This window comes from Pseudomonas tensinigenes, assembly GCF_014268445.2.
GTDB lineage: Bacteria > Pseudomonadota > Gammaproteobacteria > Pseudomonadales > Pseudomonadaceae > Aquipseudomonas > Aquipseudomonas tensinigenes.
The window spans coordinates 6,451,876-6,466,416 of record NZ_CP077089.1 but is presented as its reverse complement, the minus strand read 5'-3'; the positions used below and the strand labels follow the sequence as shown (position 1 = coordinate 6,466,416).

Below are 14,541 nucleotides of genomic sequence, written 5' to 3'. Positions count from 1 at the left end.
TATCCTCGCCGGCATGACTAAATCACTCCCCCTCAGCCTGATCGCAGCCCTCGGTGAAAACCGCGTGATCGGCGTCGACAACAGCATGCCCTGGCACCTGCCGGGGGACTTCAAATACTTCAAGGCCACCACCTTGGGCAAGCCGATCATCATGGGTCGCAAGACCTGGGATTCGCTCGGTCGGCCATTGCCGGGGCGCTTGAATATCGTGGTCAGCCGTCAGGCCGGTCTGGTGCTCGAAGGTGCCGAGGTTTATCCGTCGCTGGAAGCGGCCGTGGTTCGCGCCGAGGAATGGGCGAAGGCGCAGGGCGTTGATGAGCTGATGCTGATTGGCGGCGCGCAGTTGTACGCGCAAGGGCTGGCGCAGGCGGATCGTCTGTATCTGACTCGCGTGGCGTTGAGCCCGGAAGGGGATGCGTGGTTTCCGGAGTTTGATTCGAGCCAGTGGAAACTGGTTTCCAACGTTGAAAACCCGGCGGTTGAAGATAAGCCAGCGTACAACTTCGAAGTCTGGGAAAAAGCCTAAAAAGCATCGCGAGCAGGCTCACTCCTACAGGGAAACGCATTCCAATGTAGGAGTGAGCCTGCTCGCGATAGCGGTCTGTCAGGCGCTAATCAAGCCTGAGCAAGTTCCGCATGCTCATCAGCATCCAGCAACTCTTTATCAGTCTGCTGCATCACCTGACTGGTAATCGCGCCAGCAGTGATCGAACCACTCACGTTCAACGCCGTCCGCCCCATATCGATCAGCGGCTCAACCGAAATCAGCAACGCCACCAGTGACACCGGCAAACCCATCGCCGGCAGCACGATCAGCGCCGCAAACGTCGCGCCGCCACCGACCCCGGCCACGCCCGCCGAACTCAACGTCACAATCGCCACCAGCGTCGCGATCCACAGCGGATCCAGCGGGTTGATGCCTACGGTCGGCGCAACCATCACCGCCAACATTGCTGGGTACAAACCGGCGCAACCGTTCTGGCCGATGGTCGCACCGAACGATGCGGCAAAACTCGCCACCGATTGCGGAATCCCCAGACGCCGAGTCTGCGCTTCAATGCTCAGCGGAATGCTCGCCGCGCTGGAGCGGCTGGTGAACGCGAACGTCAGCACCGGCCAGATCTTGCGGAAGAAACGCAGCGGGTTGATCCCGGCGGCCGACACCAGCAAGCCGTGCACGACAAACATCAGGCCCAGACCGAGGTACGACACAACGACGAAGCTGCCGAGTTTGATGATGTCCTGCAGGTTGGAACCGGCGACCACTTTGGTCATCAGCGCCAGCACGCCGTAAGGGGTCAGTTTCATCACCAGTCGTACCAGACGCATCACCCAGGCTTGCAGGGTGTCGATGGCATTGATCACTTTCTGACCTTTCTCGACGTCATCCTTGAGCAGTTGCAGCGCGGCAACCCCGAGGAATGCGGCGAAAATCACCACGCTGATGATCGAGGTCGGCTTGGCCCGCGCCAGATCGGCAAACGGGTTTTGCGGAATGAACGACAGCAGCAGTTGCGGCACATTCAGGTCGGCAACCTTCCCGGCATAGTCGGACTGAATGGTTTGCAGACGGGCCATTTCCTGGGTGCCGGCGACCAGACCTTCAGCGGTGAGGCCGAACAGGTTGGTCAGGCCGATACCGATCAGCGACGCAATCGCGGTGGTGAACAGCAGGGTGCCAATGGTCAGGAAGCTGATCTTGCCCAGCGACGAAGCATTGTGCAGACGCGCCACGGCGCTGAGGATCGAGGCGAACACCAGCGGGATAACGATCATTTGCAGCAACTGCACGTAACCGTTACCGACCAGATCGAACCAGCCGATCGACGCTTTCAGCACCGGGTTGCCGGCACCGTAAACGGTGTGCAGGGCCACGCCGAACGCGACGCCCAGCACCAGCGCGAGCAGGACTTTTTTCGCCAGGCTCCAGGTGGTGTGGCGGGTTTGCGCCAGACCGAAGAGCAGGGCGAGGAACACCAGCAAGTTGAGAATCAACGGTAGGTTCATGAGAACTCCAGAAAGACTTTGCTAACAGCCTTCCGGGGCTGCTGCGAACCGGCAAGCCTAACAGCTTGATTTGCAATGATTTAATACCGAAATCTTAGGGCGTCCGTCGTTTTTGGAATAAGCCCGTGTCGCTCTCGGCAATGCATCTGGCGCGATAGGGACGTGGGCGGTCGCTGACAGACGAGGACTGTCACACATATTTGTTAGCGTCGATCTCTTTGAATCAGGGAGAAGAGGCTTATGAAGTTCGCACCGAAATTTCTGGCTGTCGCACTGGCTGTGGGCATGGGCCTGGCCACTCAGGCCTTCGCCACCGACCTGAAACACTGGCCGGCCGATCAGGCCAAGGCGCTGGACGCGATGATCGCCGCCAACGCCAACAAAGGTAACTACGCGGTGTTCGACATGGACAACACCAGTTACCGCTACGACCTCGAAGAATCCTTGTTGCCGTTCATGGAAAACAAGGGCCTGATCACCCGCGACAAACTCGACCCTTCCCTGAAACTGATGCCGTTCAAGGACACCGCCGACCACAAGGAAAGCCTGTTCAGTTACTACTATCGCCTCTGCGAAGTCGACGACATGGTCTGCTACCCGTGGGTGGCGCAGGTGTTCTCCGGTTTCACCCTCAAGGAACTCAAAGGCTACGTCGATGAGCTGATGGCTTCGGGCAAACCGGTGCCGGCGACTTATTACGAAGGCGATGTGGTGAAGAAGCTCGACGTCAATCCGCCGAAGATCTTCACCGGCCAGCAAGAGCTGTACAACAAGCTGATGGAGAACGGCATCGAGGTCTACGTGATGACCGCCGCGTCTGAAGAGCTGGTGCGCATGGTCGCGGCGGATCCGAAGTATGGCTACAACGTCAAACCGCAGAACGTCATCGGCGTAACCACGCTGCTGAAGAACCGCGAAACCAACGAACTGACCACCGCACGCAAGCAGATTACCGCCGGCAAATATGACGAGAAGGCCAACCTCGGCCTTGAGCTGACGCCGTACCTGTGGACGCCGGCGACGTGGATGGCCGGCAAGCACGCGGCGATTCTCACCTACATCGATGAATGGAAAAAACCGGTGTTGGTTGGCGGCGATACCCCGACCAGCGATGGTTACATGCTGTTCCACGATGTTGACGTGGCCAAGGGAGGGATTCACTTGTGGGTCAACCGCAAGGACAAGTACATGACGCAGTTGAACGGCATGATGGCCAAGCATGCGGCAGCGCAGGCCAAGGAAGGGTTGCCGGTGACGGCGGACAAGAACTGGGTGATCGTCAAGCCTGAGGAAATTCAGTAAGCCACACCGATCCAATGTGGGAGCGAGCCTGCTCGCGAAAGCGTAGTGTCAGTCACCATTGATCGTTCCCACGCTCTGCGTGGGAATGCAGCCCGTGACGCTCCGCGTCACTGGACGCGGAGCGTCCCTTGAGACATTCCCACGCAGAGCGTGGGAACGATCAGCCCCGCACTTGGCGGGGCATTTTTGTTTCGGCGATTTGACGCTTACAGGCCGTCGAGCATCGCTTTGTTACGCACAGCACCCTTGTCGGCGCTGGTCGCCAACAGGGCGTAGGCTTTGAGGGCGGTCGTCACCTTACGTGGACGAATCTCGACCGGTTTCCAGCCCTTCTTGTCCTGTTCGGCGCGGCGTGCAGCCAGTTCTTCGTCGCTGACCAACAGGTTGATCGAGCGGTTAGGAATGTCGATCAGCACTTTGTCGCCGTCCTGCACCAGACCGATCGCGCCACCGGCGGCGGCTTCTGGCGAAGCGTGGCCGATGGACAGACCGGAAGTACCGCCGGAGAAACGACCGTCGGTGAGCAGGGCGCAGGCTTTGCCCAGGCCTTTGGATTTCAGGTACGAGGTCGGGTAGAGCATTTCCTGCATGCCCGGGCCGCCTTTCGGGCCTTCGTAGCGAATGATGACGATGTCGCCAGCTTTCACTTCGTCAGCGAGGATGCCGCGTACGGCGCTGTCCTGGCTCTCGAAGATCTTCGCGTTGCCTTCGAAGACGTGGATCGATTCGTCGACACCGGCGGTTTTCACCACGCAGCCGTCGAGAGCGATGTTGCCGTACAGCACAGCCAGACCACCCTCCTGCGAATAGGCGTGTTCGAAGCTGCGGATACAGCCGTTTTCACGGTCATCATCCAGAGTTTCCCAACGAGTCGACTGGCTGAACGCCGTTTGGGTCGGAATCCCGGCCGGGCCGGCCTTGAAGAAGTGATGCACCGCTTCATCGGTGGTCTGGGTGATGTCCCACTTGGCGATGGCTTCTTCCATGCTGCGGCTGTGCACGGTCGGCAGGTCAGTGTGCAGCAGACCACCACGGGCCAGCGAGCCGAGGATGCTGAAGATGCCGCCGGCGCGGTGCACGTCTTCCATGTGGTACTTCTGGATGTTCGGCGCAACCTTGCACAGCTGTGGAACGGTGCGCGAAAGACGGTCGATGTCGCGCAGGTCGAAGTCGATTTCTGCCTCCTGGGCAGCAGCGAGCAAGTGCAGGATGGTGTTGGTCGAACCGCCCATGGCGATGTCGAGCATCATCGCGTTCTCGAACGCCTTGAAGTTGGCGATGTTGCGCGGCAGTACCGATTCGTCGTTCTCGCCGTAGTAGCGTTTGCACAGTTCGACGATGGTACGGCCGGCCTGCAGGAACAGCTGTTCGCGGTCGCTGTGGGTGGCGAGGGTCGAACCGTTGCCCGGCAAGGCCAGACCCAGGGCTTCGGTCAGGCAGTTCATCGAGTTGGCGGTGAACATGCCGGAGCACGAACCGCAGGTCGGGCAGGCGCTGCGCTCGTACTCGGCGACTTTCTCGTCAGAAGCGCTTTCGTCGGCGGCGATCACCATGGCGTCGACGAGGTCGAGGCCGTGGGAGGCGAGTTTGGTCTTGCCGGCTTCCATCGGGCCGCCGGAAACGAAGATCACCGGAATGTTCAGGCGCAGAGCAGCCATCAACATACCGGGGGTGATCTTGTCGCAGTTGGAAATGCAGACGATGGCGTCGGCGCAGTGGGCGTTGACCATGTACTCGACGGAGTCGGCGATGATCTCGCGGCTCGGCAGCGAATACAGCATGCCGTCGTGGCCCATGGCGATGCCGTCATCCACGGCAATGGTGTTGAATTCTTTCGCTACACCGCCAGCGCGTTCGATTTCGCGGGCGACCAGTTGACCCAGGTCTTTCAGGTGCACGTGGCCCGGTACGAATTGGGTGAACGAGTTGGCAATGGCGATGATCGGCTTTTTGAAGTCGTCATCTTTCATCCCCGTGGCGCGCCACAGTGCGCGGGCACCGGCCATGTTGCGGCCGTGGGTGGATGTTTTCGAGCGGTAATCTGGCATGGAGCACTCCGGGCGGCTAATCGCTTACTAATCAGGTGCAAAAGGGGAGTGAGCTTCTATTGACGTCTGGAACACTCAGAAATGGCCGTGTGTCCGTGATGTTGCCGATGACGTTGCGGGATCGCCGCTGGTCTCAGCCTGAGCTCATAAACCCGCCGGGGGATGAATGGCGATGAATCAGCCGATTCTACACCGCTGGCGTCTGGAGGGAATGGCGCAAAGTGTTGTTCCAGTGCCGACGGTGCGTGTGGGATGACGATCGGCAGGTTTAATCCCCACCCGGTTGCGCAAGCGCATTGTCTGCAAGGTTCCTGGCGCGTTGGCTTATCCGGCTGTTGAGTATCAGCGCGATGCCGCTGAGCAGCACGAAGCTGTATCCCAGCGTCGATTGCATATTGGTCGGACTCAGGCTGATCAATGCGCTGATCAACCCGCCGCAGATGAAGATGATTGTGCTGCCGGCCGAGGCTGATGTGCCGGCATTTTCGGGAAACAGCCCCATGGCCCGGGAGGTGGCGGCTGGACGCGTGATGGTGGTGCCGGCGGTGCAGATCAGCATCGGGATCAGCACCGTGGCGGGGGCCAAAGCATGGTGGGCGGCGAGATACAGCATGACCAGTCCCGACAGCAGGATCAGGCTTAGCCCGGTGATGATTTGCCGGCCCGGCGTGATACGTCGGTTCAATACGGTGGCAATGATGCCGCCCACGACATACGCGGCGCCGTACACCAGCAGGATCAGCGAAAACTCATAGGCCGACATTTGCAGTTGGTCCATGAAAATCAGCGGTGAAATCACGATAAAGGAAAAATGGCAGGCAAATGCGAAGGCTGAAATCAGCCAGTAGCCGACGAAGTCGAAATCTCCCAACACCCGTCGATAGGCCTTGAGGAAACTCATGGGAGGGCCGCTGACAACGGGGCGGGTGTTCTCCAGGAAAATCCAGGCCTTGAGCAACACTGCGCCAGCCAGCGCAGTGAACACCCAGAAGCTGCCGCGCCAGCCAAGGGTTGCTTGCAGAAAGGTGCCGGCCAGCGGCGATACGGAGATGAAAATCCCGGTGGCCGTAACCATCAGGATACGCAGACGATCACGCTCTTCACCTTCGAACAGATCCTGCACCAGTGCCTGGGACAGTACGAAGCAGCCGCACCCCAAGGCCTGTACTACCCGGAACACCAGGAACAGTGCGTAATCGCTGGTCATCACGCAACCGACGGCACCGAGCATCGATACGCTCATGCCGGCGAGCAACAAACCCTTGCGGCCAATCACGTCGGACAGTGGGCCGATCAACACCTGGGCAAACGCGATACCTACGGCGAACAGACTGATCGACAGTGCGATGTCCGCCGGTGTACTGCGAAAATGCGCCGCCAGTGCCGGAAACGAAGGCAGCAGGACATCCAGTGGAAACACGCCAAGCAGCACCATTGCGAGCAACAGGCTGACCGCCCCGCGACGTTGACGGGGAGTTACCACGGATTTTCCTTTATCCATCGATCAGTCCTGCCTTGGCAAAAAGTGTCTGGTTATGGGGTGTGGCGAAAAATCCGGCCTTGCGCAATGCATCCACCGTAGCGATGCAACCTGATCGTGCACGCGCGCGGTTGGCCTGCACCGTTGCCATGCCGCCGACTATCTCCATCACGTCACTGTCGGCGATGCCCGCGCCACGCAGGCTCTGTTGCAGCCAGCGTTCGTCGACCTCGAAGAAAATCCCGATGATCTCCAGCAGCGTTCTACTCACAAACGTACGCTGGCGGCTGTTCATGGACAGCCAGCAGTAGTGGAACACTTCGGCAAAGTAGCGACTGTGGCGGGCTTCGTCGGCCAGATGGTCGCGCAGCATGTCGTTCACGCTGGACACCAGAGTGTCGCGGCAGATGTCCAGCAGCTCGCGGGCAATGATGGTCTCCGAGACGAAGCCGAGCAGAAACCATGCCAGTGCGCGGTTCTTCTCCGGGGTGCGGGCGATCATTGCGTTCATGCGGGTGATCCGCCTGGGGATCGTCGGCCGTCCGGTGATTCCGTAAAGCCCGGCGATCTGCTCCGCGAGACGATTGGAGAACAGCGCGTGGTAACCCTCATCGGTGTAGAGTTGCAGCGCCGCGTGCTTCATCGGCAGAGGCACGTAAATGGGCAGTTCCCGATGCGCAATGACTTCAACCGCGCGGTTGACGATGCGGTGTTCGAGCAGCGTGGTGTAGTCGAGGAAGTGCACCAAGTGATTGGCCGTCAGTCGATGCAACACCTCGCGCCCCGCAGCCTGGATTGCTGGATGAGCCAGGTAGGGCAGGAAGGCGGGCGGGAACCAGTAGCGGCTTTGCAGTTGCTGCTGCACGTCGTCCGGCAATTGATAGTCGTGGGTGCTGCTGCGTACCGAGGCTCGGCTGTCCCAGTCCCTGAGGGTGAACTTGAGCGCCCATGACACCGGTACTTCATTCGGATCGGGGATCAGCAGGGTCATGCCTGGACCTCGCGCAGCAGATCGCGCATTTCCGCGCACATCACGTGCCCGTCGCTCGCACCGCAGCCGACAAAGAACAGCGGTTGTTCAGCGCTTCCCTCAAGTTTGAGCAGTGTTTCGACTTGCTTGTCGGCAAACGCACCGGTCAGCCAGGTGTTAAGGCCAAGCGCTGTGGCAACCAGTTGAAAGCTCTGCGATAGATGACCGGCTTCGACGAACGCCATTCGATAGGCCCGTGAGTGCTCGTACTTCCACCAGAGCCGATCAAATCGGGCCGTGATGAACAACCCAAGCGGCAGGTTGTTGATGAAATGCTGGCCGCCGAGCAAATCGCCCAGCGCCGGTTGTGGCAATGGATTGACCCGGCTCAGGGTGTGTTGCGCCGGGTGGTAGGCGTAGATGCCGGGTTCCAGATTCTCGACATTTTGTACCAGCAGAAAGCCTTCACAGGCGTTCAGGCCGCCACCGGAGGGGCTGCTGCGACGTGCGCCGAGGCCTTGGGCGATGCTGTCGTCGCGATCGATGTCGCGCTCGTGGAGATAACCGAGTGAAAGATAAAGCAGGGTGCCGACGTCGCTGAGCGTCATCGCTGCATCGGTAAAGGAGCGGCAGGTCTTTCGCTGAAGCAACGCGTTATTCAGGCTGTCGTTGCTCAATGCGTACGGGACGGGCAGCGCAATGCGCTGATCAGTCTCATGCTGTAGGCGTTCAGTCGCGGGGGGCGGGCAAGCCAATACTTCGTTGCAGTGCGCCAGATATTGTCTGGACCACTCATGAATGTTCTGTGGTGAGTGTTCGCAGGGAATGTTTTGAGTGCCGATGTGATAGATCTTTGATAATTCATCCCAGCCCCATTGCGGGGTGTCGATTTTTGCAATGGTTAGAATGCCCGCGCTTAATAGTTGTGTATCTATGATGTTGTGGGTGTCGAACAGGTCTGGGTTGTTTATTAGTTGGGCAAGGCGCGATGAATAGTTGATATCGAGTTCATGTTGAGTGTGGTCTTTGTAATTCCATACTATTTGTCCTGGTGAGCGCGGCAATATAAAAAGATAAGGGTTGATGTACATGGGGCTGTTCACTCTGGCTGAAGTCGAAAGGACGCTGAGTTGCCGGCACTCCCCAGCGTCCTGCCTTACTTAACGGGCTTTAGGAGCAACCAGAAAAGCCAGGTTTGCGATTTTGTTGGTTTCCAGAGAAATCTTTTTCATGATGTGAACTCCTTGTTCGTTGAAATTTTAAGTCACCTCGTGGTGACGACTTCATAATAGTTTGTAATGGATTATTGGCAAGTGGATATTAAGTAGGAATGCTCCAGTAATTTTGTCGGAATAATCTTTAGCTGGAGATCGATTTTGTAGGGTAAGTTTCAATAATTAAAAGATGTAAGGAAATATCCTGCACGTTCATAGGAAGGCAAGTGTAGGAAGTCGTAAACGTCGGAAGAATTAACAGGCGCGGAATGACTGCGAGGGCCAGGCGTACAGCAAACGGGGAGCCTGCTGGCTCCCCGTCATCCGCATTGATCAGCTGTTAGGCAGCAGGCGGCAGGTGATGCTCTTGATGTAGCGCGTTTCGGCGATCGCCGGGTGCACCGGGTGATCCGGACCCTGACCGCCACGTTCCAGCAGCTGGATATTGCGATCCAGGTGACGGGCGCTGGTCAGCAGGATGTTCTGCAGATCGTCTTCCGGCAGGTGCATCGAGCACGACGCGCTGACCAGGATGCCGTCCTTGTTGAGCAGGCGCATGGCTTGCTCGTTCAGGCGACGGTAGGCGCCTTCGCCGTTTTTCATGTCTTTCTTGCGTTTGATGAACGCTGGCGGGTCGGCAACGATCACGTCGAAGCGCTCTTCACTGGCTTTGAGTTCTTTCAGGGCTTCGAAAACGTCGCCTTCGATGCAGGTCATCTTGTCGGCGAAACCGTTCAGCGCAGCGTTGCGCTCAACACCGTCGAGGGCGAACGCCGAGGCATCGACGCAGAACACTTCGCTGGCGCCGAAAGCGGCAGCCTGCACGCCCCAGCCACCGATGTAGCTATAGAGGTCGAGGACGCGTTTGCCTTTGGCATAAGGGGCCAGACGGGCGCGATTCATGCGGTGGTCGTAGAACCAGCCGGTTTTCTGGCCCTGAATGACTGGCGCTTCGAACTTCACGCCGTTCTCTTCCAGCGCCACCCACTCCGGCACCAGGCCGAACACGGTTTCGACGTAGCGGTTGAGGCCTTCGGCGTCACGCGCGGCGGAGTCGTTCTTGAACAGAATGCCGCTTGGCTTGAGCACTTGGGTCAGCGCCGCGATCACGTCATCTTTATGCGCTTCCATGGTCGCCGAGGCGATCTGGACCACAAGGATGTCGCCGAAACGGTCGACCACCAGACCTGGCAGCAAGTCGGAGTCACCGTAGACCAGACGATAGAACGGCTTGTCGAACAGGCGCTCGCGCAGCGACAGGGCCACGTTCAGGCGGTGCACGAGCAGCGATTTGTCCAGCGCAACTTTAATGTCGCGCGACAGCAGGCGGGCGCAGATCAGGTTGTTCGGGCTCATCGCCACGATGCCCAACGGCTTGCCGCCAGCGGCTTCGAGGATGGCTTGATCGCCGGCCTGGAAGCCGTGCAAAGGGGTGGCGGCTACATCGATTTCGTTGCTGTAGACCCACAGGTGACCGGCGCGCAGGCGACGGTCGGCGTTGGCTTTGAGGCGCAAGCTAGGCAGGGACATGACGTCGCTCCGGAAAAAAGAGCGGGAGTATAGCGTGTTGCGACTTGTGTCGGGTTTGATGAGCGATGAAACGCTGACGACGCCTTCGCGAGCAAGCTCGCTCCCACAGGGGATTTGTGGCGGACACAAGACCAATGTGAGCGAGCCTGCTCGCGAATGCGGTCCCCAATGCTACGCAGACAGTGCGTCGATCAGCTCTTTGTTGAACGCCGGAATATCATCCGGCTGACGGCTACTGATCAGGTGACCATCCTTGACCACTTCTTTATCGACCCAATTGGCCCCGGCATTGACCAGGTCGTCCTTGAGCGTCTTGTAACTGGTCATGGTTTTGCCGTTGACCAGCCCCGCCGAGATCAGCAACCAGCCGCCATGGCAGATCACCGCAATCGGTTTGCCGGCAGACGCGCCGGTCTTGACCAGATGTTGGGCATCCTGATCAATGCGGATGGTGTCGGAGTTCTGCACGCCGCCCGGCAGGACGATCGCGTCGTACTGCTCGCTGCTGGCTCCTTGAAAGGTCTGGTCGACCTTGAAGTCATCCGCCGGTTTGTCGTGATTCCAGCCTTTGACCTTGCCAGCCTCGGCCGAAAGGATGTCGACTTGCGCGCCGGCTTGCTCCAGTGCCTGCTTGGGACCGGTCAGTTCGACCTGTTCGAAACCGTCTGTTACCAAAATGGCGACGCGTTTGCCGTTGAGGGAAGTGGCCATCGATAAGCTCCTGAGTCTGTGGGAGTTTGCCGCCGCAATGGGCCGGTGTGACCCGTTGGGCATTACAGATTCCGAAGCCTGCGCGTGAATGAAAGTTCCTGACAATTGCCCACTGGTGTGTCGTCTCGCGGTTTTTAGAGGTTAGAATCGCCGCCTGTCCCAGAGTGTGTACTTATGTCCCAAGAGCTGACCACCGAACAGATTCAACAATCGCTGCAAGGCATCAGTGTGCCGGCGCAACCGCAGATCATGGTGGATCTGCAAATGGAGCAGTACATGCCCGACCCGGACCTGGAGGTGATCGCCAAGCTGATCGCTCAGGATCCCGGTCTGTCCGGCTCGCTGCTGAAAATCGTCAACTCGCCGTATTACGGCCTGAGCAACAAGATCACCTCGATTCAACGCGCGGTGAATCTGTTGGGCAGCCGCTCGATCATCAACCTGATCAACGCGCAGTCGATCAAAGGCGAGATGAACGACGACACCATCGTCACGCTCAACCGTTTCTGGGACACCGCCCAGGACGTGGCGATGACGTGCCTGACGCTAGCCAAGCGTATTGGCACTCAGGCGGGCGATGAGGCTTACGCCTTGGGCCTGTTCCACGATTGCGGCGTGCCGTTGATGTTGCAGCGGTTCCCCAATTACATGACGGTGCTGGAAACGGCCTACGCCAATGCCAGCGCCGAATGTCGAGTAGTGGACACCGAGAACAGCGAGTTCAACACCAACCATGCGGTGGTCGGCTACTACACCGCCAAATCCTGGCGCCTGCCGGAGCATGTCAGCGCGGCCATCGCCAATCACCACAATGCCCTGGCAATTTTCAGCGATGAGTCGTCGCGCAACAGTCAGCTGAAAAACCTGCTGGCGATCCTGAAGATGGCCGAGCACATTTGTGCGTCTTACCGCGTGCTGGGCAACCAGACCGAAGATTTCGAATGGAACGCCGTCGGGCCGTTGGTACTCGACTATGTAGGGCTGTCGGATTACGACTTCGAAACCCTCAAACAAACGATCCGCGACCTCGGCGCGCATTGATTCGAGGACGCTATGCCTGAACTGCCGGAAGTCGAAACCACCCGTCGCGGGATTGCCCCGCACCTGGAAGGCCAACGTGTCAGTCGGGTGATTGTTCGCGACCGGAGGTTGCGCTGGCCGATCCCCGAAGACCTCGATGTGCGCCTGTCGGGGCAGCGCATCGTGCTGGTCGAGCGCCGCGCCAAGTACCTGTTGATCAACGCCGAGGTCGGTACGTTGATCAGCCATTTGGGCATGTCGGGCAATTTGCGTCTGGTCGAAGCCGGTTTGCCGGCGCTCAAACACGAACACGTCGATATCGAACTGGAGTCGGGGCTGGCGCTGCGCTACACCGATCCGCGACGGTTCGGCGCGATGTTGTGGAGCAATGATCCACTCAATCACGAACTGCTGATTCGCCTCGGCCCGGAGCCACTGACCGATCTGTTCGATGGTGAGCGTTTGTTTCAGCTGTCACGCGGGCGCTCGATGGCGGTCAAGCCGTTCATCATGGACAACGCGGTGGTGGTCGGGGTCGGCAATATCTATGCAACCGAAGCATTGTTCGCCGCCGGGATTGACCCGCGTCGCGAGGCCGGGAGCATTTCCCGGGGGCGTTATCTGAAGCTGGCGATCGAGATCAAACGCATTCTGGCCGCCGCCATCGAGCGCGGTGGCACCACGTTGCGTGATTTTATTGGCGGTGACGGTCAGCCGGGGTATTTCCAGCAGGAGCTGTTTGTCTATGGCCGTGGCGGTGAACACTGCAAGGTCTGTGGCACCGGGCTGCGTGAAGTGAAGCTGGGCCAGCGTGCCAGTGTGTTCTGCCCGCGCTGTCAGAGCTGAGGCAAAAAGCTGAAAAAGTCCTACGGTCTATAGTGAGTTGTCTCACTGTTCAGCCCGAAGGATCGTGCCATGAAGTCCTTGCAAGTCCTCTTTGTTGCGCTGCTGCTGTGTTCCAGTCTGACTGTTCAGGCCGCGGAAAATGGCAGCGGTGACCCGCGCTACACCATCCAGAATCCACCGGCCTACGCCATGCTTGGCGATCTGCTGATTGCCCGCCCTTTATTGGTGGTGGCGACGGTGATCGGTGCGGGGGCGTTTGTCGTTTCTTTGCCATTTACCGCACTGGGTGGAGGAATTGGCGATGCCGGGCAGGCGTTGGTGGTGGATCCGGCGAAAGCCGCTTTTGTGCGGTGTCTGGGGTGTATCGGGGAGGGGTTTGAGCAGCGCGAGTGAGCTGATCAGGGTTTTGCTGTGTGGCTGACGGCCCTTTCGCGAGCAGGCTCGCTCCCACAATTTGAAATGCATTCCAATGTGGGAGCGAGCCTGCTCGCGAAGAGGCCCGAGAGAGCGCTACAAATCCGGCGGATCAGGCCTTGCCGGTAATCTTGCGGTACTTGTCCATCAACTGTTCTTCAGTCTCCGGATGCGCTTCGTCCAGCGGAATGCAATCCACCGGGCAAACCTGCTGGCACTGCGGTTCGTCATAGTGGCCGACGCACTGGGTGCACAGGTTGGGGTCGATCACGTAGATCTCTTCGCCTTGGGAAATGGCGGCGTTCGGGCACTCGGGTTCGCAGACGTCGCAGTTGATGCAATCGTCGGTGATGATCAGGGACATGCTAACTCCAGCCGGGGCGGCAGGCCCGGGCGCTATAAATCAATGCGCGCAATTGTGCCGCATTGGCGCGCGCAGTGCACGCTGCTGCGATCAAGGGCTGTAATCAACAGCCAGGATCGCAGCCCGAGCCTTCGGCAACGTCTACTTTTTAAAGCGCAGGGTCAGCGCATCAGCCACGGCCGGGTGGACGAACTTGCTGATATCGCCGCCCAGCGCGGCAATTTCCCGCACCAGCGTCGAGGAAATGAACGAGTAACGCTCGGACGGCGTGAGAAACAGACTCTCCACATCCGGGGCCAACTGGCGGTTCATGTTGGCCAGCTGAAATTCGTATTCGAAGTCCGACACCGCACGCAAACCACGCAGGAAAACGTTGGCGTTCTGCTCTTTGGCGAAATGCGCGAGCAGCGTCGAGAAGCCGACCACTTCCACGTTCGGCAGATGTTTGGTGACTTCGCGAGCCAGTTCGACCCGTTGTTCCAGCGGGAACAGCGGGTTTTTCTTCGGGCTGGCAGCGACCGCAATAATCACGTGGTCGAACAGGCGCGAGGCGCGTTCGACCAGATCGCCATGGCCCTTGGTAATAGGGTCGAAGGTACCTGGGTACAACACTCGGTTCATCGCGTCGTCCTGGC

At 59.0% G+C, this 14,541-nt stretch carries 14 protein-coding genes; 5 read left to right on the top strand and 9 right to left on the bottom strand.

Going from position 1 to position 14,541, the window contains the following annotated elements; all coding sequences use genetic code 11:
• Positions 1 to 13 precede the first annotated feature (13 nt).
• Positions 14 to 526, top strand: coding sequence for a dihydrofolate reductase (locus HU718_RS28840; RefSeq protein ID WP_186616690.1), 513 nt, complete (start codon positions 14 to 16; stop codon positions 524 to 526).
• Between the two features lie 89 nt (positions 527 to 615).
• Here HU718_RS28840 and HU718_RS28835 read toward each other — a convergent pair whose 3' ends face one another.
• A complete protein-coding gene (locus tag HU718_RS28835; protein WP_186616691.1) occupies positions 616 to 2,007 on the bottom strand; it encodes an L-cystine transporter in 1,392 nt (463 codons plus the stop codon).
• A 240-nt stretch (positions 2,008 to 2,247) separates the two neighbouring features.
• Between HU718_RS28835 and HU718_RS28830 the strand changes: the two genes are divergently transcribed.
• Positions 2,248 to 3,309, top strand: a complete 1,062-nt coding sequence (locus HU718_RS28830) for an HAD family hydrolase (protein WP_099757434.1) — start codon at positions 2,248 to 2,250, stop codon at positions 3,307 to 3,309.
• A 206-nt stretch (positions 3,310 to 3,515) separates the two neighbouring features.
• Here the strand turns inward: HU718_RS28830 and ilvD are convergent, their stop codons facing one another.
• The 6 genes from ilvD to HU718_RS28800 all read right to left on the bottom strand — a co-directional run bounded on the left by ilvD (position 3,516) and on the right by HU718_RS28800 (position 11,262).
• Positions 3,516 to 5,357, bottom strand: coding sequence for a dihydroxy-acid dehydratase (gene ilvD / locus HU718_RS28825; RefSeq protein WP_008088424.1), 1,842 nt, complete (start codon positions 5,355 to 5,357; stop codon positions 3,516 to 3,518).
• A 268-nt stretch (positions 5,358 to 5,625) separates the two neighbouring features.
• On the bottom strand, positions 5,626 to 6,858 hold the full coding sequence (locus HU718_RS28820; RefSeq protein ID WP_150706357.1) for a multidrug effflux MFS transporter: 1,233 nt from the start codon (positions 6,856 to 6,858) through the stop codon (positions 5,626 to 5,628).
• Positions 6,851 to 7,828, bottom strand: coding sequence for a diiron oxygenase (locus tag HU718_RS28815; protein ID WP_095121549.1), 978 nt, complete (start codon positions 7,826 to 7,828; stop codon positions 6,851 to 6,853). Before HU718_RS28815 ends, HU718_RS28820 begins: the two co-directional genes overlap by 8 nt.
• Positions 7,825 to 8,898, bottom strand: a complete 1,074-nt coding sequence (locus tag HU718_RS28810; RefSeq protein ID WP_186616692.1) for a SagB family peptide dehydrogenase — start codon at positions 8,896 to 8,898, stop codon at positions 7,825 to 7,827. The genes HU718_RS28815 and HU718_RS28810 overlap by 4 nt, the downstream gene beginning before the upstream one ends.
• Positions 8,899 to 9,354: 456 nt before the next feature.
• Complete coding sequence (locus HU718_RS28805) at positions 9,355 to 10,551, bottom strand: class I SAM-dependent rRNA methyltransferase (protein WP_095121546.1); 1,197 nt, start codon at positions 10,549 to 10,551, stop codon at positions 9,355 to 9,357.
• A gap of 171 nt (positions 10,552 to 10,722) precedes the next feature.
• A complete protein-coding gene (locus tag HU718_RS28800; RefSeq protein WP_095121544.1) occupies positions 10,723 to 11,262 on the bottom strand; it encodes a type 1 glutamine amidotransferase domain-containing protein in 540 nt (179 codons plus the stop codon).
• Between the two features lie 228 nt (positions 11,263 to 11,490).
• On the opposite strand from HU718_RS28800, the gene HU718_RS28795 reads away from it, so the two are divergent.
• The 3 genes from HU718_RS28795 to HU718_RS28785 all read left to right on the top strand — a co-directional run bounded on the left by HU718_RS28795 (position 11,491) and on the right by HU718_RS28785 (position 13,521).
• The gene (locus tag HU718_RS28795) at positions 11,491 to 12,303 is read left to right on the top strand and encodes an HDOD domain-containing protein (protein WP_186616701.1); all 813 of its coding nucleotides are present in this window, start codon (positions 11,491 to 11,493) and stop codon (positions 12,301 to 12,303) included.
• Between the two features lie 12 nt (positions 12,304 to 12,315).
• A complete protein-coding gene (gene mutM, locus HU718_RS28790; RefSeq protein ID WP_150706361.1) occupies positions 12,316 to 13,128 on the top strand; it encodes a bifunctional DNA-formamidopyrimidine glycosylase/DNA-(apurinic or apyrimidinic site) lyase in 813 nt (270 codons plus the stop codon).
• Positions 13,129 to 13,197: 69 nt separating this feature from the next.
• The gene (locus HU718_RS28785) at positions 13,198 to 13,521 is read left to right on the top strand and encodes a multidrug transporter (RefSeq protein WP_150706362.1); all 324 of its coding nucleotides are present in this window, start codon (positions 13,198 to 13,200) and stop codon (positions 13,519 to 13,521) included.
• 133 nt (positions 13,522 to 13,654) lie between these two features.
• Here the strand turns inward: HU718_RS28785 and HU718_RS28780 are convergent, their stop codons facing one another.
• Both HU718_RS28780 and coaD read right to left on the bottom strand, forming a co-directional pair.
• Positions 13,655 to 13,906, bottom strand: coding sequence for a YfhL family 4Fe-4S dicluster ferredoxin (locus HU718_RS28780; RefSeq protein WP_017734768.1), 252 nt, complete (start codon positions 13,904 to 13,906; stop codon positions 13,655 to 13,657).
• Positions 13,907 to 14,047: 141 nt separating this feature from the next.
• Positions 14,048 to 14,527, bottom strand: a complete 480-nt coding sequence (gene coaD / locus HU718_RS28775; protein WP_003229157.1) for a pantetheine-phosphate adenylyltransferase — start codon at positions 14,525 to 14,527, stop codon at positions 14,048 to 14,050.
• Positions 14,528 to 14,541 lie beyond the last annotated feature (14 nt).

Coding starts and splice junctions, on each gene's coding strand:
- HU718_RS28840 (WP_186616690.1), top strand. CDS start 14: ATGACTAAATCACTCCCCCTCAGCCTGATCGCAGCCCTCGGTGAAAAC.
- HU718_RS28835 (WP_186616691.1), bottom strand. CDS start 2,007: ATGAACCTACCGTTGATTCTCAACTTGCTGGTGTTCCTCGCCCTGCTC.
- HU718_RS28830 (WP_099757434.1), top strand. CDS start 2,248: ATGAAGTTCGCACCGAAATTTCTGGCTGTCGCACTGGCTGTGGGCATG.
- ilvD (WP_008088424.1), bottom strand. CDS start 5,357: ATGCCAGATTACCGCTCGAAAACATCCACCCACGGCCGCAACATGGCC.
- HU718_RS28820 (WP_150706357.1), bottom strand. CDS start 6,858: ATGGATAAAGGAAAATCCGTGGTAACTCCCCGTCAACGTCGCGGGGCG.
- HU718_RS28815 (WP_095121549.1), bottom strand. CDS start 7,828: ATGACCCTGCTGATCCCCGATCCGAATGAAGTACCGGTGTCATGGGCG.
- HU718_RS28810 (WP_186616692.1), bottom strand. CDS start 8,898: ATGTACATCAACCCTTATCTTTTTATATTGCCGCGCTCACCAGGACAA.
- HU718_RS28805 (WP_095121546.1), bottom strand. CDS start 10,551: ATGTCCCTGCCTAGCTTGCGCCTCAAAGCCAACGCCGACCGTCGCCTG.
- HU718_RS28800 (WP_095121544.1), bottom strand. CDS start 11,262: ATGGCCACTTCCCTCAACGGCAAACGCGTCGCCATTTTGGTAACAGAC.
- mutM (WP_150706361.1), top strand. CDS start 12,316: ATGCCTGAACTGCCGGAAGTCGAAACCACCCGTCGCGGGATTGCCCCG.
- HU718_RS28785 (WP_150706362.1), top strand. CDS start 13,198: ATGAAGTCCTTGCAAGTCCTCTTTGTTGCGCTGCTGCTGTGTTCCAGT.
- HU718_RS28780 (WP_017734768.1), bottom strand. CDS start 13,906: ATGTCCCTGATCATCACCGACGATTGCATCAACTGCGACGTCTGCGAA.
- coaD (WP_003229157.1), bottom strand. CDS start 14,527: ATGAACCGAGTGTTGTACCCAGGTACCTTCGACCCTATTACCAAGGGC.